General features: G+C 69.6%; 18 protein-coding genes. 12 read left to right on the top strand and 6 right to left on the bottom strand.

Features of this window, described 5'->3' with window-relative positions; all coding sequences use genetic code 11:
* Positions 1–115 precede the first annotated feature (115 nt).
* The 8 genes from OG828_RS25460 (at position 116) to OG828_RS25425 (ending at position 7,648) form a co-directional block, all read left to right on the top strand.
* Positions 116–958 (top strand): M24 family metallopeptidase, encoded by an 843-nt coding sequence (locus tag OG828_RS25460; protein WP_328502417.1) that lies wholly within the window; start codon positions 116–118, stop codon positions 956–958.
* Positions 955–2,712 (top strand): SDR family oxidoreductase, encoded by a 1,758-nt coding sequence (locus OG828_RS25455; RefSeq protein ID WP_328502416.1) that lies wholly within the window; start codon positions 955–957, stop codon positions 2,710–2,712. Before OG828_RS25460 ends, OG828_RS25455 begins: the two co-directional genes overlap by 4 nt.
* Positions 2,709–3,587, top strand: a complete 879-nt coding sequence (locus tag OG828_RS25450) for a metal-dependent hydrolase (RefSeq protein WP_328502415.1) — start codon at positions 2,709–2,711, stop codon at positions 3,585–3,587. Before OG828_RS25455 ends, OG828_RS25450 begins: the two co-directional genes overlap by 4 nt.
* Positions 3,584–4,570, top strand: coding sequence for a MerR family transcriptional regulator (locus OG828_RS25445; RefSeq protein ID WP_328502414.1), 987 nt, complete (start codon positions 3,584–3,586; stop codon positions 4,568–4,570). The genes OG828_RS25450 and OG828_RS25445 overlap by 4 nt, the downstream gene beginning before the upstream one ends.
* 122 nt (positions 4,571–4,692) lie before the next feature.
* Positions 4,693–5,241: an RNA 2'-phosphotransferase gene (locus OG828_RS25440; protein ID WP_328361198.1), complete on the top strand. Its 549-nt coding sequence runs from the start codon at positions 4,693–4,695 to the stop codon at positions 5,239–5,241.
* A gap of 13 nt (positions 5,242–5,254) precedes the next feature.
* Complete coding sequence (locus tag OG828_RS25435; protein WP_328361195.1) at positions 5,255–5,713, top strand: hypothetical protein; 459 nt, start codon at positions 5,255–5,257, stop codon at positions 5,711–5,713.
* Between the two features lie 40 nt (positions 5,714–5,753).
* Positions 5,754–6,656, top strand: a complete 903-nt coding sequence (locus tag OG828_RS25430; RefSeq protein WP_328439739.1) for an LLM class flavin-dependent oxidoreductase — start codon at positions 5,754–5,756, stop codon at positions 6,654–6,656.
* A gap of 104 nt (positions 6,657–6,760) precedes the next feature.
* On the top strand, positions 6,761–7,648 hold the full coding sequence (locus OG828_RS25425) for an HAD hydrolase family protein (RefSeq protein ID WP_328502413.1): 888 nt from the start codon (positions 6,761–6,763) through the stop codon (positions 7,646–7,648).
* 51 nt (positions 7,649–7,699) lie between these two features.
* Here OG828_RS25425 and OG828_RS25420 read toward each other — a convergent pair whose 3' ends face one another.
* The 4 genes from OG828_RS25420 to OG828_RS25405 all read right to left on the bottom strand — a co-directional run bounded on the left by OG828_RS25420 (position 7,700) and on the right by OG828_RS25405 (position 15,029).
* On the bottom strand, positions 7,700–8,752 hold the full coding sequence (locus OG828_RS25420) for a M23 family metallopeptidase (RefSeq protein WP_328502412.1): 1,053 nt from the start codon (positions 8,750–8,752) through the stop codon (positions 7,700–7,702).
* A gap of 161 nt (positions 8,753–8,913) precedes the next feature.
* Complete coding sequence (gene cydD / locus OG828_RS25415) at positions 8,914–12,411, bottom strand: thiol reductant ABC exporter subunit CydD (RefSeq protein WP_328502411.1); 3,498 nt, start codon at positions 12,409–12,411, stop codon at positions 8,914–8,916.
* A 69-nt stretch (positions 12,412–12,480) separates the two neighbouring features.
* Complete coding sequence (cydB, locus tag OG828_RS25410; protein ID WP_328502410.1) at positions 12,481–13,500, bottom strand: cytochrome d ubiquinol oxidase subunit II; 1,020 nt, start codon at positions 13,498–13,500, stop codon at positions 12,481–12,483.
* Between the two features lie 20 nt (positions 13,501–13,520).
* The gene (locus OG828_RS25405) at positions 13,521–15,029 is read right to left on the bottom strand and encodes a cytochrome ubiquinol oxidase subunit I (protein ID WP_328361177.1); all 1,509 of its coding nucleotides are present in this window, start codon (positions 15,027–15,029) and stop codon (positions 13,521–13,523) included.
* Between the two features lie 324 nt (positions 15,030–15,353).
* On the opposite strand from OG828_RS25405, the gene OG828_RS25400 reads away from it, so the two are divergent.
* Positions 15,354–16,589, top strand: a complete 1,236-nt coding sequence (locus OG828_RS25400; RefSeq protein WP_328502409.1) for an MFS transporter — start codon at positions 15,354–15,356, stop codon at positions 16,587–16,589.
* Positions 16,590–16,634: 45 nt separating this feature from the next.
* Here OG828_RS25400 and hisC read toward each other — a convergent pair whose 3' ends face one another.
* Positions 16,635–17,714 carry a histidinol-phosphate transaminase gene (hisC, locus tag OG828_RS25395; RefSeq protein WP_328361171.1) on the bottom strand — a complete coding sequence of 360 codons (1,080 nt, stop codon included), beginning with the start codon at positions 17,712–17,714 and terminating at the stop codon, positions 16,635–16,637.
* A gap of 442 nt (positions 17,715–18,156) precedes the next feature.
* Here hisC and OG828_RS25390 point away from each other — a divergent pair, with 442 nt between their 5' ends.
* The 3 genes from OG828_RS25390 to OG828_RS25380 all read left to right on the top strand — a co-directional run bounded on the left by OG828_RS25390 (position 18,157) and on the right by OG828_RS25380 (position 21,615).
* Positions 18,157–19,269, top strand: a complete 1,113-nt coding sequence (locus OG828_RS25390; RefSeq protein ID WP_328361168.1) for a LacI family DNA-binding transcriptional regulator — start codon at positions 18,157–18,159, stop codon at positions 19,267–19,269.
* A 185-nt stretch (positions 19,270–19,454) separates the two neighbouring features.
* The gene (locus tag OG828_RS25385; protein ID WP_328372171.1) at positions 19,455–20,552 is read left to right on the top strand and encodes a metallophosphoesterase; all 1,098 of its coding nucleotides are present in this window, start codon (positions 19,455–19,457) and stop codon (positions 20,550–20,552) included.
* Positions 20,553–20,745: 193 nt separating this feature from the next.
* Complete coding sequence (locus OG828_RS25380) at positions 20,746–21,615, top strand: hypothetical protein (RefSeq protein ID WP_328439725.1); 870 nt, start codon at positions 20,746–20,748, stop codon at positions 21,613–21,615.
* A 95-nt stretch (positions 21,616–21,710) separates the two neighbouring features.
* Here OG828_RS25380 and thiC read toward each other — a convergent pair whose 3' ends face one another.
* Positions 21,711–23,519 (bottom strand): phosphomethylpyrimidine synthase ThiC, encoded by a 1,809-nt coding sequence (thiC, locus tag OG828_RS25375; RefSeq protein WP_328502408.1) that lies wholly within the window; start codon positions 23,517–23,519, stop codon positions 21,711–21,713.
* Between the last annotated feature and the right edge of the window lie 84 nt (positions 23,520–23,603).

The raw sequence follows: 23,603 nt of genomic DNA, 5'->3' as shown, positions 1-23,603 counted from the left end.
TTGTCCACAGGCCCGCACAGGCCTATTGACGCAGCCTCCAACAACTGTCACATTCGCCAGTGTCAAGTTACGGACACGTACCGCGGTCAGCGTGGACAGGGTGGGGCGGTGTCGGATGACGACGGCTGTTGCAGATGAACGCGCCGCGGAGCTGCGGAAGTTCCGGAGGGTGCAGCGCCTGGCGTACGAGTGCGCGGAGGCGGTCGCGGCCCGGTTGCAGCCGGGGGTGACCGAGCGCGAGGCGGCGCGGATGCAACGCGAGTGGCTGCGTGAGCGGGGTGTGCGGGACTGGTTCCATCTGCCCTTCGCCTGGTTCGGCGACCGTACGGCGTTCGTGAACTTCCGCGTTCCGCTGCAGTTCTTCCCCACCAACCGCCGGCTCGAGCCCGGCATGCCGTTCATCCTGGACCTGGCCCCGGTCTTCGAGGGCTGCACGGCGGACATCGGCTACTCCGGCTCGCTCGGCCTCAACCCGGTGCAGGACAAGCTGATGGCCGACCTGGAGGCGCACCGTGAGCTGATCCTGCGCGAGGTGCGCGAGCGCCGCCCGCTCAGGGAGATCTACGAGGACGTGGACCGGCTCATGGCCCGCCAGGGCTACGCCAACCGGCACCGCGCCTACCCGTTCGGCGTGATCGCCCACAAGGTGGACCGGGTCAGGGAGCGCCGCTGGTCGCCGCATGTCTTCGGGTTCGGCACCCAGTCCCTGAAGGGCCTGGCGAGCGACGCGCTGCACGGTCACCGCGAGGGCTGGTCGCCGCTGTGGTCGCCGTACCGCTTCTCCGACCACCCGCCGCAGCCGGGCCTGTGGGCGGTCGAACCCCATCTCGGCTTCCGGGGTACGGGCGCGAAGTTCGAGGAGATCCTGGTCGTCACCGACTCCAAGGATCCCGAGGAGAGCGCCTTCTGGCTGGACGACGATCTGCCGCATGTGCGGCGCTGGGCGGAGGACAGGTGACGGTACTTAAGGGGGCGTGGGAGCGCCGGGTGCGGACCGGCGGTGTCGAGCTGTGCGTCGCCGAGCTGGGGGACCCGGACCGGCCGACGGTCGTCCTCGTGCACGGCTACCCCGACAGCAAGGAGGTGTGGTCCGAGGTCGCCGTCGGCCTCGCCGACCGCTTCCATGTCGTGGCGTACGACGTCCGGGGCCACGGCCGGTCCACGGCACCGCGGCCGCTGCGCGGTGGGTTCACGCTGGAGAAGCTGACGGACGACTTTGTGGCGGTCGTGGACGCGGTCAGCCCGGACCGGCCGGTGCATCTGGTGGGGCACGACTGGGGCTCGGTGCAGTCCTGGGAGTTCGTCACCGTCCAGCGCACCGAGGGACGCATCGCGTCCTTCACCTCGATGTCCGGACCCTCCCTGGACCACTTCGGGCACTGGATCCACACGCGCGTGAAGCGCCCCACCCCGCGCCGGGTCGGCCAGTTGCTGGGCCAGGGCGCCAAGTCCTGGTACGTGTATCTGCTGCACACGCCGGTCCTGCCCGAACTGGCCTGGCGCGGCCCCCTCGGCAAGAGCTGGCCGCGGATCCTGGAACGCGTCGAGCGCGTACCTCGCGACGGCTACCCGACCTCCTCGCTCCCCAGGGACGCGGCCCACGGGGCATGGCTGTACCGGGACAACGTACGGCCGAGGCTGCGCAGACCCCGCACGGACGCCTACGCGCACGCGCCCGTGCAGCTCATCACGCCCCTGGGGGACGCGTTCCTGTCGCAGAAGTTGTGCGACGGGCTGGAGGAGTGGGTTCCGCAGTTGACCCGCCGCACGCTCCCCGCCAAGCACTGGGTCCCGCGTTCCCGGCCCGACCAACTGACGGCGTGGATCTCCGAGTTCGTGACCGCCGTCGAGGGCGGCAGACCGCGGATGAGCGCCACGGGCAGGCACGCCGACCGGTTCGGCGGACAGCTCGTCCTGGTCACCGGCGCGGGCAGCGGCATCGGGCGGGCCACCGCGTTCGCGTTCGCCGAGGCGGGCGCGCGCGTGGTGGCCGTCGACCGGGACGCGGAGGCCGCGGCGCGCACCGCCGAGCTGTCCCGGCTGATCGGCGCCCCCGAGGCGTGGGCGGAGACCGTCGACGTCTGTGACGAGCAGGCCATGGAGAAGCTCGCCGAGAAGGTCGCCGCCGAGTACGGCGTGGTGGACGTGCTGGTGAACAACGCCGGGATCGGCCTGTCCGGCTCCTTCCTCAACACCAGCCCGGAGGACTGGAAGAAGGTCCTCGACGTCAACCTGTGGGGCGTGATCCACGGCTGCCGCCTCTTCGGGAGGCAGATGGCCGAGCGCGGACAGGGCGGCCACATCGTCAACACCGCGTCGGCGGCGGCGTACCAGCCCTCCAAGGCGCTGCCCGCCTACAGCACCTCCAAAGCGGCCGTGCTGATGCTGAGCCAGTGCCTGCGCGCGGAGCTGGCCGGACAGGGCATCGGCGTGACGGCGATCTGCCCCGGCTTCGTCAACACCAACATCACCTCGACCGCGCGCTTCGCCGGGGTCGACGCCGCCGAGGAGAAGCGGCGCCAGAAGAAGACCGCCCGTCTGTACGGGCTGCGGAACTATCCACCGGAGAAGGTCGCCGACGCGATCCTGCGGGCGGTGGTGAAGAACCAAGCCGTCGTCCCGGTGACACCCGAGGCGCGCGGCACCCTCCTCATGTCCCGGTTCACGCCCCGCGCACTGCGGGCCGTCGCCCGGCTGGAGCCACCGCTATGAGCGATCACCGGTACGCAATCACCCCGCGCCGCGTGTCCTTCGACTGGGCCCGCACACCCCTGCACTGGATCCCGGGCGAGCCGACCGCGACCCACGTCATCAACGTGCTGCATCTGCTGCTGCCGGCGGGGGAGCGGTGGTTCGTGAAGGTCTTCAAGGAGGGTCTGCCGCTGGTGCGGGATCCCGAACTCCTGGCGGACGTCAAGGGGTTCATGGGCCAGGAGGCCACCCACAGCGTGCAGCACGCGCATGTGCTCGACCACCTCGAGGCACAGCGGCTGGACACCGCGGAGTTCACCAAGTACGTCGACTTCCTCTTCGAGCGGCTGCTCGGCGAGCGTCCACCGCTCGGCGCACCCATACCGCAGCCGGAGTGGCTGCGCTGGCGGCTGGCCGTCGTCGCGGCGATCGAGCAGTTCACGGCGGTGCTCGGCGACTGGGTGCTGGCCGCCGACGCCCTGGACCGGGCCGACGCCGACGAGGTCATGCTCGATCTGCTGCGCTGGCACGGCGCGGAGGAGGTCGAGCACCGCGCGGTCGCCTTCGACATGTACCAGCACTGCGCCGGCCCCGGCACACCCCGCTACGCCCGCCGCCTCGCCGCGATGGCCGTCACCGCGCCGGTGATGCTCTACGTGTGGGTATGGGGCACTGCGTACCTGATACGTCACGACCCGCAGCTCGCCGGCCGCCTGCGCTACTCCCTCGCCGGAGACAACGCGGCGGTCCGCAAGGGCCTGCTGCCGACGTGGCGGGAGCTGGGTGCCGCGATACCCCGCTACTTCAAGCGGTCGTACCACCCCTCGCAGGAAGGGTCGCTGAGCCGGGCGGTCGAGTATCTGCGGAGGTCACCGGCGGCGAGGGCGGCGGCATGAGCGAGGAGGTGGCCGGAGTCCCGGGGCTTCGCGCCGCAGCCGGGGCGGGGACCGCGCCCGCCTACCGGATCGAGGACCTCGCGCACCTCAGCGGTGCCACGGTCCGCACCATCCGTGCCTACCAGGACCGCGGTCTGCTCCCCCGCCCCGAGCGCCGCGGCCGGGCGAACGTGTACGGCGACGCGCATCTCGCCCGGCTGCGCCAGATCGCCGATCTCCTGGACCGCGGCTACACCCTGGCCTCCATCAAGGAGCTCCTGGAGGCCTGGGACGCCGGGCGGGGGCTCGGCGGTGTGCTCGGGCTGGTCGCCGAGGTGGACGGTCCGTGGACCGACGAGGAGGCGGTACGGATCTCTCGCGCCGAGCTGGACGAGCGGTTCGGCGGCTCCCCGGACGACGCGGCGGTCGCCGAGGCGGTCGCACTCGGTGTGCTGGAGCCGGTGCCGGGCGACGACGACTCGTTCCTCGTGCCGAGCCCCCAAGAGCTCGCCGTGGCCGTCGAGTTGCACGCGGCCGGGGTGCCTCTGTCCGCGATCTCGGGGCATCTACGGGAGTTGAGGGGTCAGGTCGAGCACATCGCGGCCCGTTTCCTGGAGTTCACCACCGAGCACATCTTCGCCCGCTACCTGGACGGACCGCACCGTCCGACCGACGCGGACGCCGCCGAGGCAGCCTCGCTCGTACGACGTCTGCGGCCGCTGGCCCGCCAGTCCGTGGACGCCGAACTCGCCCGCGCGATGCGCCTGTTCGCGGTGCGGCACCTGCGGCAACACCTCGGCACGGGCGAGGCCCCGCACAGGAGCGAGGAGTCACGGTCCGTGACGATTCCGGCAGAGACAATGTGGGCCGTGGAGAAGCTCGTTGGTCCGGGGAGGGCGGCCGAGTTCATCGCGCTGGCCGCCGAACGCGAGGTGCGGGCCCGCGCCTTGGACGAGCTTGCCGCAAGTCCGGTCACGCCAGTGGATCTTGACGAAACCCCTTGAATCGATGGCTCGTTGTCCACAGAGTCGCCAATTCCCCTGTGGATAACCTGACTTGGCTGTGGATCAAACATCCGGAGTCAATTCATTCGCGTGATCCACGTCTCTCGCGGCACCCTGAAGGCATGGATGAAAGACGCACCGTGAAGGTGTCGAAGTACCTCTCCAAGCATCTGCGTCATCAGCCCGAGCGGATCGGGCTCGTACTCGACGAGGGCGGCTGGGTCGAGATCGAGACGCTGATGGCCGCGGCAGCCGAGCACGGCTTCCGTTTCACGCGGGACGCGCTGGACCACGTGGTCGCCGCCAACGACAAGAAACGCTTCGAGATCGAAGGCTCGCGGATCCGCGCCAGCCAGGGCCACAGCGTCGAGGTCGACCTCGGACTGCCCCCGGCCACCCCGCCGCCGTACCTGTACCACGGGACCGTGGCCCGGAACCTGGACGCGATCCGCGCCGAGGGGCTCCGCTCGATGAACCGGCACGACGTGCATCTCTCGGCCGACCGTGAGACGGCGACCCGCGTCGGCGCCCGCCGCGGCCGCCCCGTCGTCCTGGCCGTGGACGCCGGCGCCATGCACCGGGACGGCCATGTCTTCCAGGTGAGCGCGAACGGGGTGTGGCTGACGAAGGCCGTACCACCGGAGTACCTGAGATTTCCGGAGCGGCACTGACCTCCCTTCCGGCATGATCAATGGTATGGACCACCTCCCCAGCACCGAGGCCGCCGTCACCGCGCTCCGAGAGATCGCCGCCGAGTACGCGCGCGAGATCGAGGTGAGCCATGACATCGGCGCCGACCAGACCTCGCGCCGCACGGCGGCGGGCATAGGCGTCGCGACCGACTCGGACGGCTCCCTGCCCCACGAGGCCTACGTCGAGTTCGGCGGCTCGCCCCGGGTGAGTGTCCGCCTCTTCCCCGAGGACGACGCGCTGATCACGGTCGAGGGCGTCGAGTGCCCCGACATTCCGCGCGACGACGTCCCGGCCTTTCTCCGCTCCGTCTTCGGTGGGCTCGCGTACGTCACCGCGCGCCGCTTTCCGCCCGGCTACCGCCTGGTCGTGCCGCTGCCCGGAGACCGGGTGCACAAGGAGTGGACGGAGATGATCTCCCTCCCGCCGTGGCTGAGCAGCCGCGTGCGATGACCGTTTCACGTGAAACCCCGCCGCCGCTTAGGCTCGACGCATGAGTCTGCGTCTGAGCACTGTGATCCTCCCCTACCGTCGCTGGCACGAAGGCGGCCGTTCGGCATGGCAGCGCGCTGAGCAGCTCGGCTTCCACACCGGGTACACCTACGACCATCTGTCCTGGCGCAGCTTCCGGGACGGCCCCTGGTTCGGTGCCGTGCCGACGCTGACCGCTGCCGCGGCCGTGACCGATCGGCTGCGACTGGGCACCCTGGTCACCTCGCCGAACTTCCGGCACCCGGTGACTCTCGCCAAGGAGCTCATCTCCCTCGACGACATCTCGGGTGGGCGCGTCACGCTCGGCATCGGTGCCGGCGGTACCGGCTTCGACGCCACTGCGCTCGGCCAGGAGCCGTGGACGCCGCGCGAGCGTGCCGACCGGTTCGCCGAGTTCGTACCGCTGCTCGACCGGCTGCTGACCGAGGACACGGTGTCGTACGAGGGCGACTTCTACGCGGCGCACGAGGCGCGCAACATCCCGGGCTGTGTGCAGCGGCCCCGGCTGCCGTTCGCGGTGGCTGCCACCGGGCCGCGTGGGCTGCGGCTCGCCGCGCGGCACGGGCAGGCCTGGGTGACCACCGGCGACCCCAAGCTGTACGAGAGCGGCACTTCTGAACAGTCGATTCAAGCCATTCGTGGACAGGTGGAGAAGCTCGCCGACGCATGCGCCGTCCTCGGCCGTGATGTGTCCGGGCTGGACAAGATCCTGCTCACCGGTTTCACGCCGGACCGTGGCCGCCCGCTGCAGTCGCTCGACGCGTTCGTGGACTTCGCGGGCCGGCACCTGGAACTGGGCTTCACCGAGATCGTGATCCACTGGCCGATCCCTGACTCGGACTTCGCCGCCGACGAGAAGGTCTTCGAGCAGATCGCCATGGAGGCGCCCGCACAGCTCAGCTGAGCCGTCGCCGCGACAGCGAGGGCTCGTGGACGCAGGGGCGCTGGGGTGCAGGTGAGAGCCGTCACCACTCACATGTGCGGAGTCCCGCACGGCCGTGCAGGCATATGCGGGAGAATGGCCGGGTGACCTCAGCGACCAGACAGCCCGAGACCCCGGCCACCACCGTCCCGCCGCGCCTGATCGCAACCGATCTCGACGGCACCCTGCTGCGCGACGACAAGTCGGTCTCCCCGCGTACGGTCGCCGCTCTGGCCGCCGCCGAGGAGGCGGGCATCGAGGTCTTCTTCGTCACCGGCCGCCCGGCCCGCTGGATGGACGTCGTCAGTGACCACGTCCATGGCCACGGACTGGCGATCTGCGGAAACGGCGCCGCGGTGGTCGACCTGCACGGCGGCCCGGGCGCCCACCGGTTCGTGAAGGTGCGGGAGCTGACGCGGCCCGACGCGCTGGACGCCGTACGACTGCTGCGTGAGGCGGCACCCGGCACGGTGTACGCGGTCGAACAGACGTATGGCTTCCACCAGGAGCCGGACTATCCGAAGCTGCACATGGAGGTCCCGGACAACCTGGCGCCGGCTGAGCTGCTGCTGGCCGCGGACGGTCCCGGTGCCGATGAGCCGGTCCTCAAGATCCTCGCGTACCACCCCCAGATCGATCCGGATGCTTTCCTGAGCCTCGCCCGCCTCGCCGTCGGCGACCGTGCCAACGTCACCCGGTCCAGCCCCAGCGCCCTGCTGGAACTCAGCGGCCCGGGTGTCTCCAAGGCCAGCACGCTCGCCCTGTGCTGTGCCGAGCGCGGTATCTCGCACGAGGAGGTCGTCGCATTCGGTGACATGCCGAACGACGTCGAGATGCTCACCTGGGCGGGGCAGTCGTATGCGATGGGCAATGCGCACCCGGATGTGATCGCGGCCGCGTCGGGGCGGACGGTCGCCAACAACGAGGACGGGGTGGCGGTCGTGATCGAGCGGATGCTGGCGGAGCGGCTGTAACAGGCGTCGTCCAGGCGCACGCCCCTTACGTGCGCTCCGCGCGAGCGGCGGTCACAGCCGGACCCCGCGCGCTTCCAGCCACGGCACCGGATCCACCGACGACCCGAGTTCCGGTGTGATCCGTACCTCGAAGTGCAGATGCGGGCCGGTGGAGTTGCCGGTGCTGCCGGACTGCCCGATCCACTGCCCGGGGGAGACTCGCTCGCCCTGGTCGACGGTGACGGACGCGAGGTGTCCGTACTGCGAGTAGTAGCCGCCGGGATGCTCGATCACGACCTGCATGCCGAAGGCGCCGCCGCACGACACCCTGACCACCCGTCCCCTACCGACCGACCGGACCGGTGTGCCGATCGGCACCGCGAAGTCCTGCCCGGTGTGCCGGTGCGCCCACCGCTCTCCGCCGCTGCCGAAGCTCGCGGACATCTCGTACGTCTCCACGGGCGCGACCCACGCGCGCGTGCCCCGCACCTGTGGCTGGTCGATTCGGGCGGCACCGCCGCAGCTGCCTGCGGCGACCGACGCGTCCGCCTGGCCCTGCAACTGCCGCCGCGCCTCGTCCAGCTTCCGCTCGATGTCCTCCTTCAACTGCGCGAGTTGGGCGTTGCGTCGCTCCAGGTCCTGCCATGCCGCCGCTGCCGTGGCCTCGTCCGCGGCCAGCCGCGTCTCGGCCCGGCGGCTCTTGTCGAGGGCGTTGCCGACGGCCAGTTGCGCTTGCGAGAAGACGCGCTGACCGCGCATCAGCTCGTCCGGGCTGTCGGCGAGGATGATCTGCGCGGTCAGCGGCACCCCGCCGCCCGTGCGGTACTGGGCGCGTGCGATACGGCCCAGGCCCTTGTGGAGCACGGCGATCTCCCGCCGCTCGCGGTCGAGAAGCGCCTCGTACCGCTCGGCCTTGTCCCGCTGCGCCTCAGCCTTCTGCCGCACCGCCTCGTACTGCCGCGTCGCCACCGCCGCTTCCTCGTACAGCCGCGCCACCTGAGCGCTGATGCCGGAGGAGCCGTCGCCCGTCGCGTGATCCGCGGCGCCGGTGGGGCGGGCCACGAGGGCCGCGAGTGCGCACAGCAGCACCAGAACGACCAGCGGATGACGGCGAGATGAGCGCATGTCAGCGATCGTGACGCGCCCCCGCGGCTGTGGGCCTGTTCACGTCGTACGCATGGGGGACGTGTTGCTGCGGACGGAGCACACCGGCCCACGCACGGCCGGGGCAACGGCCTCTCAGCGCGGCGCCACCGTCGTACAGCCGCCGGCGGAGCAGCTCTCCGCTAGTGAACGCCGACCAGCAGCTCCGACTCCGCCTCCCGCTCCGCCATCCTCCGCAGCGGCCCTTTCACCACGGCCAGCTCCGCATATGTGCCCCGCTGCGCCACGCGCCCCTCCTCCAGCACGATCACCTCGTCCACCGTCTCCAGACCGGCCAGCCGATGCGTGATGAGCAGTGTCGTACGGCCCTCGGTGGCGGCCAGCAGATCGGCGGTGAGCGCGTCCGCCGTCGGCAGGTCGAGATGCTCGGCGGGCTCGTCGAGCACCAGGACCGGGAAGTCGGCGAGCAGTGCACGGGCCAGCGCGAGCCGCTGCCACTGCCCGCCGGACAGCCGCGCCCCGTGCTCGCCGACCAGGGTGTCGAGTCCGTCGGGCAGGCTGTCGGCCCAGTCCAGCAGCCGGGCCCGCTTCAGGGCGTCGCGCAGTTCGCCCTCGGTGGCGTCCTTCCTGGCGAGCAGCAGGTTCTCCCGCACCGAGCTGTCGAAGAGGTGTGCGTCCTGGGCACACAGCCCGACGAGCCGCCGTACGTCGTCGCCGTCCAGTGCGCCCGCATCCACGCCGCCCAACGTGTACGAGCCCGCGTCCGCATCCAGGAAGCGCAGCAGCACCTGCGCGAGCGTCGTCTTGCCGGACCCGGACGGGCCGACCACGGCGATCCGGCGGCCCTCCGCCAGCGTCAGGTCGAGGCCGGCGAGGGCATCCCGGTCCTGCCCCGTGTGACGGGCGGCCAGGCCCTTGACGACGACTGGGAACGGCGATGCGGGCGCCTGCCGGGGCTGCTCCGGCTCTTGTACGGGCTCGGGCGCGTCCAGTACGTCGTACACGCGCTCCGCGCTCCTGCGCACCCGCTGCCGGAACCGCACGGCCAGCGGCATGCCGAGCACGGCCTCGAAGGCGGCCAGCGGCGTAAGGACGACGACGGCCATCGCGATGCCACCGAGGCGACCGTCGGCGACCGCCTGGGCGCCCACGAGGGCGGTGGCGGCGACGGTCAGGCCGGAGACGAGCGCGGTGAGCCCGTCACCCAGCGCGGTGGCGGTGGCGGCGCGCGAGGCGATCCGGGTGAGCATGCCGTCGGCGCGCCGTACCTCGGCGGTACGTGCGGGCAGCGCGCCGGCGACGGTCAACTCGGCGGTACCGGTGAGCAGATCGGCCACCCGGGTCGCCAGTACTCCACGAGCGGGGGCCAGTCTGCGCTCCGCTCGCCGGGCGACGGCTCCGGTGAGCAGCGGGACACCGGCTCCGGCCGCCAACAGCCCGACGGCGAGCGCGACACCGGCCTCGGGCAGCAGCCAGGCTGTGAATCCGACCGAGGCGGCGGACACGGCGACGGCGGCACCGGCGGGCAGCAGCCAGCGCAGCCAGTAGTCCTGCAGGGCGTCCACGTCGGAGACGAGCCGCGACAGCAGGTCGCCCCGCCGGGTCCGGCGCAGTCCCGCGGGCGCCAGCCGCTCCAGCCGCCGGTACACGGCGACCCGCGTATCGGCCAGCATCCGCAGCACGGCGTCGTGCGACACCAGCCGCTCGGCATACCGGAAAACGGCGCGCCCGATGCCGAAGGCCCGTGTCGCCGTCACCGCGACCATCAGATACAGCACCGGCGGCTGCTGCGAGGCCCGAGAGATGAGCCATCCGGAGGTGGCCATGAGCCCGACGGCACTCCCGAGAGCGAGGCTTCCGAGCAGCAGGGCGAGGGCGAGACGTCCACGGTGGGCGCGGGCCATGGCGCGGACGCGGGCGAGTACGCCGCCGGCGGTCGTCGGGACCTCCGTCTCCGGCTCGGCGACGAGGTCGTCCGCCGCTGCTTCCTCGATGCGGTGAGCCACCGCTCCCTTGGACACGACCTCGGCGTCCACAGAAGCGCAGGCCGTGACTTCTTCCAACCGCACGACCCGATCCGCGACGCTCAGCAACGCCGGCCGATGCACCACGAGCAGCACTGTCCGTCCCACGGCCAGGCGCCGCACCGCCTCCACGACCTCGCCCTCGGTCTCCCCGTCCAGCGCGGCCGTCGGCTCGTCGAGCAACAGCACAGGCCGGTCCGCGAGGAAGGCACGGGCGAGCGCGAGCCGCTGCCGCTGACCGGCGGACAGCCCGGCCCCGTCCTCGCCGAGCAAGGTGTCCAGACCTTCGGGCAGCGCGTCCACGAACTGCAGGGCTCCTGCATCCCGAAGCGCCTGCCGTACGTCTGTGTCGTCCGCGTCGGGACGCGCCAGCCGTACGTTCTCGGCGATCGTCCCGGCGTACAGATGGGGCCGCTGCGGCACCCAGGCGATCCGCGACCGCCACTCCTCGAGGTCGACCTCGGTGAGATCGACTCCCCCGAGCAACACACGTCCCTCAGTGGGTCGTACGAACGCCAGCAGGACGTGCAGCAGCGTCGACTTGCCCGCGCCGCTCGGCCCGACGAGTGCGACCGTCTCTCCGGACTCGACGGCGAAGGACGCCTCGGACACGGCGTCCATGGACCGGCCGGGGTACCGGACGGTGACGCCCTCGAAGCGCAATGGCCCGGTCGGCACGGCAGCGGTTCCCGACGCCGGCACCGGCGTCTCCAGCACCGCAAAGATCTCCTCGGCGGCCGCAAGCCCCTCCGCCGCCGCGTGGTACTGCGCCCCCACCTGTCGCAGCGGCAGATAGGCCTCAGGTGCGAGCACCAGGATGACCAGACCGATGTAGAGGTCCATCTCGCCGTGGACGAGCCGCATGCCGATCGTCACCGCGACCAGGGCCACGGAGATCGTGGCGAGCAACTCCAGAGCGAAGGAGGAGAGGAAGGCGATCCGCAGGGTGCGCATGGTCGCCTGCCGGTACTCGCCGGTGATGCGCCGGATCGAGTCGGCCTGCACCTTGGCCCGCCCGAACACCTTCAGGGTGGGCAGCCCCGCGACGACGTCCAGGAAGTGCCCGGACAGCCGGGACAGTAGCTGCCACTGACGGTCCATCCGGGACTGCGTGGCCCAGCCGATCAGCATCATGAAGATCGGGATGAGCGGCAGGGTGCCGACGATGATCGCGGCAGAGACCCAGTCTTCGGTGACGATGCGGGCCAGCACCGCTACAGGGACGACAACGGCCAACCCCAACTGCGGTAGATAGCGCGAGAAGTAGTCGTCGAGGGCGTCGACTCCACGGGTGGCAAGGGCGACCAGCGAGCCGGTCCGCTGTCCGCTCAGCCAGCCAGGACCCAACGCCCCGGCCCGTTCCAGCAGCCGCCGCCGCAGCTCCGATTTCACCGCCGCACTCGCCCGATGGGCGGCCAGCTCCGTGAGCCAGGCGACAGTGGCGCGACCGAGAGCGACGGCCACCAACAGCAGCAAGGGAGTGCTGAGTTCACCGACCGACAGCCTGTGCTGGAACGCACCGACCACTACCTCGGCGATGAGCATGGCCTGCGCGATGACCAGCACCGCTCCGACAGCGCCCAGGCCGACGACAGACAGCAGAAAGAGCCGGGTGGCGCGGGCGTAGCGGAGCAGTCGCGGATCGATCGGTTTCACGTGAAACACACCCTCTTCTCACGAGGTCTCATGGGGCATGTTTCACGTGAAACATGCCCCAATGCGGACTCAGTGCGCTGCCCCGGCAGCAGCGTCGCCGGCGATGTGCTGCGTACCGATCCGCTTGCGGAACACCCAGTACGTCCACGACTGGTAGAGGACCACGATCGGCGTCGCGATCGCCGCGCACCAAGTCATGATCTTCAGCGTGTACGGGCTCGACGAGGCGTTCGTGACCGTGAGGCTCCAGTCCTCATTGAGGGAGGACGGCATGACGTCCGGGAAAAGCGACAGGAAGAGCATCGCCACAGTGGCCACGATCGTGATCCCCGACAGGGCGAACGACCAGCCTTCACGACCCGCCTGATTCGCCATCAGCGCCGCGACCAGCGAGGCGAGTGCCACGATCAGAGCGACCAGGCTCTGACCGTCACCACTGTCGACCTGCGTCCAGAGCAGGAAGACGGACGCCAACACAGCGGTGACGAGGCCGACTTGCAGCGCCAGCTTCCGTGCCCGCACCCGGATGTCCCCGACCGTCTTGAGTGCCGTGAACACCGCACCGTGGAAGGTGAACAGGGTCAGGGTCACCAGACCGCCGAGCAGGGCGTACGGGTTGAGCAGGTCCCAGACGGTACCGGCGTAGTTGAAGTCCTGGTCGATCTTCACGCCCCCCACGATGTTGCCGAAGGCCACTCCCCACAGGAACGCGGGAATCAGAGAGGTCCAGAAGATCGCGGTCTCCCAGTTGCGCTGCCAGTACTCCTCGGGCCGCTTCGCCCGGTACTCGAAGGCGACGCCTCGCACGATCAGGCAGACCAGAATGAGCAGCAGCGGCAGATAGAAGCCGGAGAAGAGCGTGGCGTACCACTCGGGGAAGGCGGCGAAGGTCGCGCCGCCCGCCGTGAGCAGCCACACCTCGTTGCCGTCCCAGACGGGCCCGATGGTGTTGATCAGCACCCGCCGCTCGGGCCGGTCCCGGGCCAGCAGCTTGGTGAGGATGCCGACCCCGAAGTCGAACCCCTCCAGGAAGAAGTAGCCGGTCCACAGGACGGCGATGAGGACGAACCAGACGTCGTGAAGTTCCATGACTGTGCAGCTCCCTCGGCCTAGTACGAGAAGGCCATCGGCTTGTCGGCGTCACGGGAGTCGCCGCCGATCTTCGTGGGCGGGTTCAGGTCGGCCTCGGTGAGTTCGGGCGGGCCGGCCTTGATGTACTTCGCGAGCAGCTTGACCTCGATGACGGCGAGAATCGCGTACAGGGTGGTGAAGACGACCATCGAGGTGATGACCTCGCCCTGGGAGACGCCGGGGGAGACCGCGTCACGGGTCTGCAGGACGCCGTACACGACCCATGGTTGGCGGCCCATCTCGGTGAAGATCCAGCCCCAGGAGTTGGCGATCAGCGGGAAGGCCAGGGTCCAGATGGCGATGCGCCAGTACCACTTGGTGAGCGTCGGGCCGAGCGGCTTCTTCCGGAACAGCACGAGATGCGGCACCTCGTCATCGCCCACCCGCAGGTGCTTTGGCAGCAGGAACTTCTTGCGGGTCAGCCACAGTCCGATCAGGCCGATGGTGAAGGAGGTCATGCCGAACCCGATCATCCAGCGGAAGCCCCAGTAGGCGACCGGGATGTTGGGCCGGTAGTCGCCGGGCCCGAACTGCTCCTGCTCGGCCTTCTGGACGTCGTTGATGCCGGGGACGTACGAGGTGAAGTCGTCCTTGGCCAGGAAGGACAGCAGGCCCGGGATCTCGATGGCGACCTTGTTGTGGCCCTTCTCCACATCGCCGTAGGCGAAGACCGAGAAGGGGGCCGGCGCCTCGCCGTCCCACAGCGCCTCGGCCGCGGCCATCTTCATCGGCTGCTGCTCGTACATGATCTTGCCGAGCGTGTCGCCGCTGATGGCGGTGAGCAGACCGCCGATCGCGACGGTGACCAGGCCGAGCCGCAGCGAGGTCTTCATCTCACGGATGTGCTTCTTGCGTAGCAGATGGAAGGCGGAGATGCCGACCATGAAGGCACCGCCGGTGAGGAAGGCGGCGGAGAGCGTGTGGAAGGCCTGGGCGAGCGCGGTGTTCTGGGTCAGCACCAGCCAGAAGTCGGTGAGCTCGGCCCGTCCCTTCGCCTCGTTGATCTTGTAGCCGACCGGGTGCTGCATCCAGGAGTTGGCCGCGAGGATGAAGTACGCGGACAGGATGGTGCCGATCGAGACCATCCACATGCAGGCCAGGTGGATCTTCTTCGGAAGCTTGTCCCAGCCGAAGATCCACAGGCCGATGAAGGTCGACTCGAAGAAGAACGCGATCAGGGCCTCAAAGGCGAGTGGGGCGCCGAAGACGTCACCGACGAAGCGGGAGTAGTCGGACCAGTTCATGCCGAACTGGAACTCCTGCACGATGCCGGTGACCACCCCCATCGCGATGTTGATCAGGAAGAGCTTTCCCCAGAACTTGGTCGCCCTGAGATACTTCTCCTTCTCCGTGCGCACCCAGGCGGTCTGCAGTCCGGCCGTGAGGGCGGCCAGCGAGATTGTCAGGGGGACGAACAGGAAGTGGTAGACGGTGGTGATGCCGAACTGCCATCGCGCCAAAGTCTCCGGCGCCAGAGCCAGGTCCACGTCGTCAGTCTCCTTACGTCGCCGTGGTCACAGCGGCAGCTTGCCCCGCTTGTTCCGTACATCTCGGGTTGAACTGGGACACGCTTGTGAACGCGTTCACATTCACAAGCAATTATGACGCACCCACTTTCGATCTCCGCAAGGGGGTCCCCTCTCGCCGTCTCTGTTCCACGTGAAACACCCACACCGATCTCGCGGGCCGACGTAGGAGTGGCCGACAGGCGACAGTCGTTGACTATCTCGTTTGCCCACCCGTCGGCCCCACGCTTGGATGGCGCCGGTCAAGGCGAGGCCGTTCGAGCCTCGAGCGAGGAGGTCCGGGGCATGCTCGATCGGCGGTTCGAGTGGCTCTGGGCGTCCTACGCGGTCAGCACCTTCGGCACCTTCTTCGCCTTCGACGCCTTCCGCCTGATCGCCATCCTCGTCCTGGACGCCGGTCCGACGGAGGTGGCGCTGCTGGCTGCCGCGGGGCTGGCCGTGGGGGCGGTCGTAGCGGTCCCGCTCGGTCCCTGGGTGGAGTTCCGCCGCAAACGGCCGGTGATGATCGCGATGGACCTGGTGCGGTTCACCGCGCTGTTGAGCATCCCCGCCGCGTACGCGCTCGGCCTGCTCACCTTCGCCCAGCTCGTGGTGGTGTCGGTCGTCGTCGCAGTGGCCGACATCGCCTTCATCTCGGCGAGCGGGGCCTTCCTGAAGAGCCTCGTACAGCCACAGGACCTGCTGGTTGCGAACGGCCGCTTCGAGTCCACGACCTGGACCGCCACCATGCTGGGCCCACCACTCGGCGGGGCCGCGGTGGGCCTGTTCGGGCCGGTGACGACCGTGACGGCCGATGCGGTGAGCTACCTGCTCTCCGCACTGGGGATCCGCGCGGTGGGCGGCAAGGAGCCCCGCCCCGTACGTGAGGAGGGACCACGGCTGCGCGCAGGCGACCTCCTCGACGGCTGGCGCTACATCCTCGGCCACTCCACGCTGCGCCCACTGTTCTTCAACTCGGTCCTGGTCAACAGCCTGATCATGGCGCCGGCGCCGCTTCTGGCCGTCCTCATGCTCGGCCCGCTCGGCTTCGCACCGTGGCAGTACGCCCTCGCTTTCGCGGTGCCCTGCACCGGCGGCCTGATCGGCTCGCGGCTGGCCCGCCCGTTGGTCGCCCGGTTCGGCCGACACCGGATCATGCTCACCGCCGGGGCGCTGCGCGCCTGCTGGCCGCTCGGACTGGCCTTCGTCGGCCCTGGCACAGCCGGGCTCGTCCTCGTCATGGTCGTCGAGTTCGGGCTGATCATCTGCATCGGGGTGTTCAGCCCGGTGGTCGCCACCTACCGGCTCGACCGGACCCCCAAGGACCGCGTCGCCCGCACCCTGATGGCGTGGTCGATCACCGGCAAGGCCACCACCGCGACCATGACCGCCGTATGGGGCCTGCTGGCCGCCGTCACCGGCACCCGCACCGCGATCGCCATCGCCGGTCTCCTGCTGCTGGCCACCCCGCTCCTGCTGCCACGACGCGACGACGCGCCGCAGCAGCTCGAGCCGGACGAGGCGGCCAGCACCCGTATCTGACACGACACAGCCGGCCGCGACGCGGCCGGCGCTCCCTGTGTCCCGCTACAGCTCCTTGCGGAACCCTTCGGCCACCTTCAGAAAGATGTCGTTCCCCTCGGTCTCGCCGACCGTCACCCGCACGCCCTCGCCCGGGAACGGCCGGACGACGACACCCGCCTGCTCACACGCCGCCGCGAACGCGACCGTGCGCTCCCCCAGCCGCAACCACACGAAGTTGGCCTGAGTCTCGGGCACGGTCCAGCCCTGGGCGCGCAGCCCGTCGACCACACGCGTGCGCTCGCACACCAGCGAGCCGACCCGGCCGAGCAGTTCGTCCTCGGCACGCAGTGAGGCGATCGCCGCGTCCTGCGCGATCTGGCTCACACCGAACGGCACGGCCGTCTTGCGCAGCGCCGCCGCCACCGGCTCATGCGCGATCGCGAACCCGACACGCAGCCCGGCCAGACCGTACGCCTTCGAGAACGTCCGCAGCACACAGACATTCGGCCGGTGACGGTACAGCTCCACACCGTCCGGCACCTCGGCATCACGGATGAACTCCCGGTACGCCTCGTCCAGCACCACGAGCACATCGCTCGGCACCCGGTCCAGGAAGCGCTCCAGCTCGGCCCGCCGTACGACCGTGCCCGTCGGGTTGTTGGGATTGCAGACGAAGACCAGCCGCGTCCGGTCGGTGATGGCGTCCGCCATCGCGTCCAGGTCGTGCACATCGCCCGGCGTGAGCGGCACCTGCACCGAGGTGGCGCCGCTGACCTGCGTGATGATCGGGTACGCCTCGAAGGACCGCCAGGCGTAGATCACCTCGTCGCCGGGGCCGGCGGTGGACTGGATCAGCTGCTGGGCGACGCCGACCGAGCCGGTGCCGGTGGCCAGATGGGTGACGGGGACCGCGAACCGATCGGACAGCTCGTTCATCAGGCCCGTGCAGGCCATGTCCGGGTAGCGGTTGAACGACGAGGCGGCGGCCGTCACGCTCTCCATCACACCGGGCAGCGGCGGATAGGGGTTCTCGTTGGAGGACAGCTTGTACGCCACCGGACCGCCGGCGGCAGCAGCCCGCCCCGGCTTGTAGGTGGGGATACCCTCCAGCTCGGCGCGCAGCTTGGGGCTGGTCTCGCTCACCGCAGTCCTCCTCGCGACCACCGGCGGCCTCTGACCGCCGCCGGCTTCCAATGCTTCTCACCTTATGAGGATTCGGCGCCGCTGCGTATGGGGTGGCGGCCACCTCGTACCGCCGGGAGGCGCTGATCCCATCTGCCCCACTGACATCAGGGGCATCACTGTACGAAGGTGTGCGAATTTCTGGGGCGCTCACACATATATCTATGCGCCGGTGGCTCGCGCGGTGGCGCGCATCACCCGTGAAGGTGAGTTGAGACCTCTTCGAAACATCGGCTACTTGGCAGGTATGCACACCCCGACAAGTTACGTGCTGGCGTGGAAGCGCCCAACCCCCTTCCTTTCCAAGGAAATTGACGGCCTATGACCTTGCAGAAACGTGCCTGTCAACGGGTGCATATGCGTCCGCACTACCCCACCGCATGAGCCCTACTATCGGCTCGCCATGACAGCAGCAGGGAAGCACCAGGTGAGCCGCGCGGAAACCTCACGTCGAGGCAGTCGGCCGGGCCGGGCAGGCATCAGAGACGTAGCCGCCGCCGCCGGAGTCTCCATCACGACCGTCTCCGATGCCCTCAACGGCAAGGGCCGGCTCCCGGACGCCACCCGACGCCATGTCCGCGAGGTCGCCGACCGACTGGGTTATCGCCCATCGGCCGCGGCCCGAACCCTCCGTACCGGCAAGTCCGGACTGATCGGCCTGACCGTGACGACATACGGGGATGAACCTTTCACCTTCACCGAGTTCGCGTACTTCGCCGAGATGGCCAGAGCCGCCACCTCGGCCGCGCTCGCCCGCGGCTACGCCCTCGTGATCCTCCCCGCGACCTCCCGCCACGACGTGTGGTCGAACGTCGCCCTGGACGGCACGGTCGTGATCGATCCGTCCGACCAGGACCCGGTCGTCAGCGAGCTGGTCCGGCAGGGTTTACCGGTCGTCTCCGACGGCCGCCCGGCCGGGTCGCTGCCGGTCACCGCGTGGGTGGACAACGACCACGAGGCCGCGGTCATGGGCATCCTCGACCACCTGGCCGACGCCGGCGCCCGCCGCATCGGCCTGCTGACCGGGACGTCGACGGACACGTACACCCATCTGTCGACGACGGCGTATCTGCGCTGGTGTGAACGGGTCGGACAGGATCCGGTGTACGAGGCCTACCCGGCGCACGATCCCTGCGCGGGCGCCGTCGCCGCCGACCGGCTGCTCGCCCGCCCCGATCGGCCCGACGCCGTCTACGGCCTGTTCGACCCGAACGGCACCGACCTGCTCGCCGCCGCCCGGCGCTACGGGTTGCGCGTACCGGACGACCTGCTTCTGGTCTGCTGCAGCGAGTCCACCGTGTACGCCAACACCGAGCCGCCCGTCACCACGCTCTCCCTGAAGCCGCGCCGCATCGGCACGGCGGTGGTCCAGCTCCTCATCGACGCCATCGAGGGGGCCGAGTCGGACCAACCGGTCGAGCAGGTGATACCGACCGAGCTGATCGTGCGCACTTCGTCCCAGCGACGGCCGCCGCGGACGACCGTCAGCCCGCCGCGGTCGCCCAAGAAGGAGTAGGACAAGGGCGGTCGCCCAGCGGGCAAAGCCCGGCCCAATCGGGGCGAAAGCCGCGATGAACTGGAGTCTTGCGCTGATTCACCACCCCTGGGTCATCACATGGCGCGATCCGCATTCCTATGATGGGCCCACGACACCGCGGGCCGCTGCGACCAGGCAGTCCGATGCGGTGCAGCTGCGGCGCGATGGTGGAGGGGTCGATGACTCAGGGGGCCGGTCAGGGACCCGAGGTGGAGCGGACGGCGACGTTGCGCGACTTCCGGGTACCCGCGTATGTCCACGAGACCGGTCTGTACGTCCACAACATGCACCCCGGCGAGGCCGTCAGCCCCGTCGAGGAGCCTGTGGACCACCCGGACGGCTACACACCCACGCAACGCGACCTGCCCGTGATCAACCGCGGTGACACGCTTCAGGTGACCGTCGACCCCGTACCCGAGCCGGCCCCGCAGTCGACTGCCGGGCCCGGTGCGCTGTACGTCGTCGGAGACGTCCACGGCTATCTCGACGAGTTGGTGGCCGCCCTCCGGGAGAAGGGCCTCATCGACACCGGGGGCAACTGGTGCGCCGGCACCACCCGGCTGTGGTTCCTCGGCGACTTCACCGACCGCGGCCCGGACGGCATCGGCGTCATCGACCTGGTGATGCGGCTGTCCGCCGAGGCCGCCGCGGCGGGCGGCTACTGCAAGGCCCTCATGGGCAACCACGAGCTGCTCCTCATCGGCGCCAAGCGGTTCGGCGACACTCCCGTCAACTCCGGCGCGGGCACGGCCACCTTCCAGGCCGCCTGGCTGCTCAACGGCGGCCAGAAGACCGACATGGACCGTCTCCAGGACCATCACCTGCAGTGGATGGCCCGGCTGGACGCCATGGAAGAGGTCGACGGCCATCTGCTCGTCCACTCGGACACCACCGCCTATCTCGACTACGGCGACTCGATCGAGGCGGTCAACGACACCGTCCGCGAGACGCTCACACGCAACGACGCCGACGAAGTCTGGGATCTCTTCCGCAAGTTCACCAAGCGCTTCTCCTTCCGCGACGAGGGCGGCGCCGACCATGTGCGTTCACTGCTCGATACGTACGGCGGCACCCGCATCGTTCACGGCCACAGCCCCATTCCGTACCTCCTCGGCGAAGTCGGCTCCGAGGACGGCGAGGACGAGACCGGTCCCCATGTCGAGGGACCGCACGTCTACGCCGACGGGCTCGCCATCGCGATGGACGGCGGAGTGACCATGGCCGGAAAGCTGCTGGTCCAGCAACTTCCGCTGGATATCTGAACGTTCACAGGGCAGGCGTCCCGGCACGGAGGTACTGCCGGAGACGGCGCAGGCCAAGTGGCAATTTTTGGAAACCCCCTGTCACCGTGTGCCGTCACCGCTCTACCATCGGCTTATCCGTAGCAGGCTCCCCTCCGTTTCTGCCATACGGCTCGTCAGCGTGCGAGCCCCAAGCCCTACGGAGCATCGGGGGATGCACATGAACAGCGTTCCGCAGCACCTGCTGAGCGAGGACCGCCAGGAATACGAGCGGATCCTCGATGAGGCGCTGCGCTCCGCCCCACACCGCCCTGAACTGACCGCTGTCGGACAGCGGCTCAACCCCGAACAGCTGCGCACCATGGCTCTCAACGCCTCCGCACTCATCACCGCGGCGGCGGCCACCGAGTACCAGCACTACGTGAAGGTCCGCGAGGAACTGCGCCAGCCGGCGCCGTCCACCCCGTCGTCCGTCCGCGAGTCCGGTTCCACGGAGCCGGCCACGAACACGGTGGGGCTCGCCGCCACCATGGGCGAGGTCGCCGAGACCGCCGGCGCGGGCGCCGTCGCCGTCGTCGCGGTCCTGGCACCCGTCCTCGCCGGAACCGCAGCGGCGATCTTCCTGCTCGTGGGCTACATCCTGAAGATGCTGGACCCCGTACCGAAGTTCGCCCAGACCATGCTGACCACCGGATGGGTGTTCGGCGCCGTGACGGCGGTCGCGATCCTTGTCGCCGCCGTCGGGCTGCTGATCACTGCCCTGCGCAACAGGCCCTCGCTCGAAACCGGCCCTCACGGCAAGCTGGGCGGGGAGGTGGCCAGGGCCAGGGAAGCCTGGCGCGAGGCCCTGCTGGAACGCGGCATCCTGCCGTTCCTGCGAGAAGCACTGGCCGAGCCCGGCGCCGCCGCGGCACTGCACCGCACGGCACCCCAGGCGACCCCCAGCCGCATGCCGCATCTCGGCTACAACCGCCCGGGCTTCAGCAGCCCCGACGAAGGCTCCGCCCCGGGCCATCGCCCGAGCTTCAGCAGCCCGGACTACACCAGCCCGGATTTCGGAGGCCCGGAGCACCAGCCGGAGTAGGCCCGCTCCGGCCTGACGCCCCTCGGCTTGCGCCCCCACGGAGGGGAGCGCAAGCCGAACACGGGGCTGCGGACGGCCTGTTCCGGACGCCGACGTCAGTTCGCGATCGGCAGATACACACGGTTGCCCGCGTCAGCGAACTCCTTCGACTTCTGCGCCATACCCTCCTCGATCTCCGACTTGGTGCTGCCGTGCTCGCGGCGGATGTCTTGTGAGATCTTCATCGAGCAGAACTTCGGCCCGCACATCGAGCAGAAGTGAGCCGTCTTGGCCGGCTCGGCCGGCAAGGTCTCGTCGTGGAACTCCCGGGCCGTGTCCGGGTCGAGGGCGAGGTTGAACTGGTCCTCCCACCGGAACTCGAAGCGCGCGTCGGACAGCGCGTCGTCCCACTCCTGTGCACCGGGGTGCCCCTTGGCGAGGTCGGCTGCGTGGGCGGCGATCTTGTAGGTGATGACGCCGGTCTTGACGTCGTCACGGTTGGGCAGGCCCAAGTGCTCCTTGGGCGTGACATAGCAGAGCATGGCCGTGCCCCACCAGGCGATCATCGCGGCACCGATGCCGGAAGTGATGTGGTCGTACGCCGGCGCGACGTCCGTCGTCAGCGGGCCGAGCGTATAGAACGGAGCTTCATCGCAGATCTCCTGCTGAAGGTCGATGTTCTCCTTGATCTTGTGCATCGGGACATGCCCCGGGCCCTCGATCATGGTCTGTACGTTGAAACGCTTCGCGATCTGGTTGAGTTCCCCGAGAGTCCGGAGTTCCGCGAACTGCGCCTCGTCGTTGGCGTCCGCGATGGAGCCGGGCCGCAGTCCGTCGCCCAGCGAGTACGTGACGTCGTAGGCGGCGAGGATTTCGCAGAGTTCCTCGAAGTTCTCGTAGAGGAACGATTCCTTGTGGTGCGCCAGGCACCACGCCGCCATGATCGAGCCGCCGCGCGAGACGATGCCGGTCTTGCGGTTGGCGGTGAGCGGTACGAACGGCAGGCGGACGCCGGCGTGGACGGTCATGTAGTCCACGCCCTGTTCGGCCTGTTCGATGACCGTGTCCTTGTAGATCTCCCAGGTCAGCTCCTCGGCGCGGCCGTCGACCTTCTCCAGGGCCTGGTAGAGGGGGACCGTGCCGATGGGGACGGGGGAGTTGCGCAGTACCCACTCACGGGTCGTGTGGATATTGCGGCCGGTGGACAGGTCCATGACCGTGTCGGCGCCCCAGCGGGTCGCCCAGGTCATCTTCTCGACCTCCTCCTCGATGGAGGACGTCACCGCGGAGTTGCCGATGTTGGCGTTGACCTTCACCAGGAATCGCTTGCCGATGATCATCGGCTCGATCTCCGGGTGGTTGACGTTCGCGGGCAGCACGGCCCGGCCCGCCGCGATCTCCTCACGGACCACCTCGGGCGAAACCCCCTCCCGGACGGCCACGAACTCCATCTCGGGCGTGATCTCGCCCCGGCGCGCGTAGGCGAGTTGGGTGACGGCCTTGTCGTCGCGGCTGCGGCGCGGCTGACGTGGCCGTCCGGGGAAGACCGCGTCGAGGTTGCGCAGGCCGCCGCGCGGTGAGGTGTGCTTGATGCCGTCGTCCTCGGGACGGACGGGACGGCCCGCGTACTCCTCGGTGTCGCCGCGGGCGATGATCCAGTTCTCTCGCAGCGGGGCCAGTCCCCGGCGGACGTCGGTGTCGACGAGCGGATCGGTGTACGGGCCGGAGGTGTCGTACAGCGTGACCGACTGCCCGTTGGTGAGATGCACCTGGCGGACCGGCACGCGCAGATCAGGGCGTGAGCCCTCGATGTACGCCTTGTGCCAGCCGATGGACTTCCCGGCCTCCCCGTTGGTCGGAGTCGGCGACGGAGTGTCCGTCGCGTTCTGCGTGGAGGCAGGCGTGCGTGTGTCCTTGATGGTCATGAGACCTACTCCCTACGCCGGCATTACCCGGTAACAGGTTCAGCGGTCGACGCAGCGGTTTCCGTCTGTCGACGTTTCATGGGG

Origin of the sequence: Streptomyces sp. NBC_00457 (assembly GCF_036014015.1) — a bacterium.
In the GTDB taxonomy this organism is placed as follows: domain Bacteria; phylum Actinomycetota; class Actinomycetes; order Streptomycetales; family Streptomycetaceae; genus Streptomyces.
The sequence above is the reverse complement of the archived record's forward strand: the minus strand, read 5'-3'. Positions and strand labels throughout refer to the sequence as shown.

Excerpts from the sequence above, each read along its gene's own strand:
- OG828_RS25460 (WP_328502417.1), top strand. The coding sequence starts at position 116 with ATGACGACGGCTGTTGCAGATGAACGCGCCGCGGAGCTGCGGAAGTTC.
- OG828_RS25450 (WP_328502415.1), top strand. The coding sequence starts at position 2,709 with ATGAGCGATCACCGGTACGCAATCACCCCGCGCCGCGTGTCCTTCGAC.
- OG828_RS25445 (WP_328502414.1), top strand. The coding sequence starts at position 3,584 with ATGAGCGAGGAGGTGGCCGGAGTCCCGGGGCTTCGCGCCGCAGCCGGG.
- OG828_RS25440 (WP_328361198.1), top strand. The coding sequence starts at position 4,693 with ATGGATGAAAGACGCACCGTGAAGGTGTCGAAGTACCTCTCCAAGCAT.
- OG828_RS25435 (WP_328361195.1), top strand. The coding sequence starts at position 5,255 with ATGATCAATGGTATGGACCACCTCCCCAGCACCGAGGCCGCCGTCACC.
- OG828_RS25430 (WP_328439739.1), top strand. The coding sequence starts at position 5,754 with ATGAGTCTGCGTCTGAGCACTGTGATCCTCCCCTACCGTCGCTGGCAC.
- OG828_RS25425 (WP_328502413.1), top strand. The coding sequence starts at position 6,761 with ATGCGGGAGAATGGCCGGGTGACCTCAGCGACCAGACAGCCCGAGACC.
- OG828_RS25420 (WP_328502412.1), bottom strand. The coding sequence starts at position 8,752 with ATGCGCTCATCTCGCCGTCATCCGCTGGTCGTTCTGGTGCTGCTGTGC.
- cydB (WP_328502410.1), bottom strand. The coding sequence starts at position 13,500 with ATGGAACTTCACGACGTCTGGTTCGTCCTCATCGCCGTCCTGTGGACC.
- OG828_RS25400 (WP_328502409.1), top strand. The coding sequence starts at position 15,354 with ATGCTCGATCGGCGGTTCGAGTGGCTCTGGGCGTCCTACGCGGTCAGC.
- OG828_RS25390 (WP_328361168.1), top strand. The coding sequence starts at position 18,157 with ATGACAGCAGCAGGGAAGCACCAGGTGAGCCGCGCGGAAACCTCACGT.
- OG828_RS25385 (WP_328372171.1), top strand. The coding sequence starts at position 19,455 with ATGGTGGAGGGGTCGATGACTCAGGGGGCCGGTCAGGGACCCGAGGTG.
- OG828_RS25380 (WP_328439725.1), top strand. The coding sequence starts at position 20,746 with ATGCACATGAACAGCGTTCCGCAGCACCTGCTGAGCGAGGACCGCCAG.
- thiC (WP_328502408.1), bottom strand. The coding sequence starts at position 23,519 with ATGACCATCAAGGACACACGCACGCCTGCCTCCACGCAGAACGCGACG.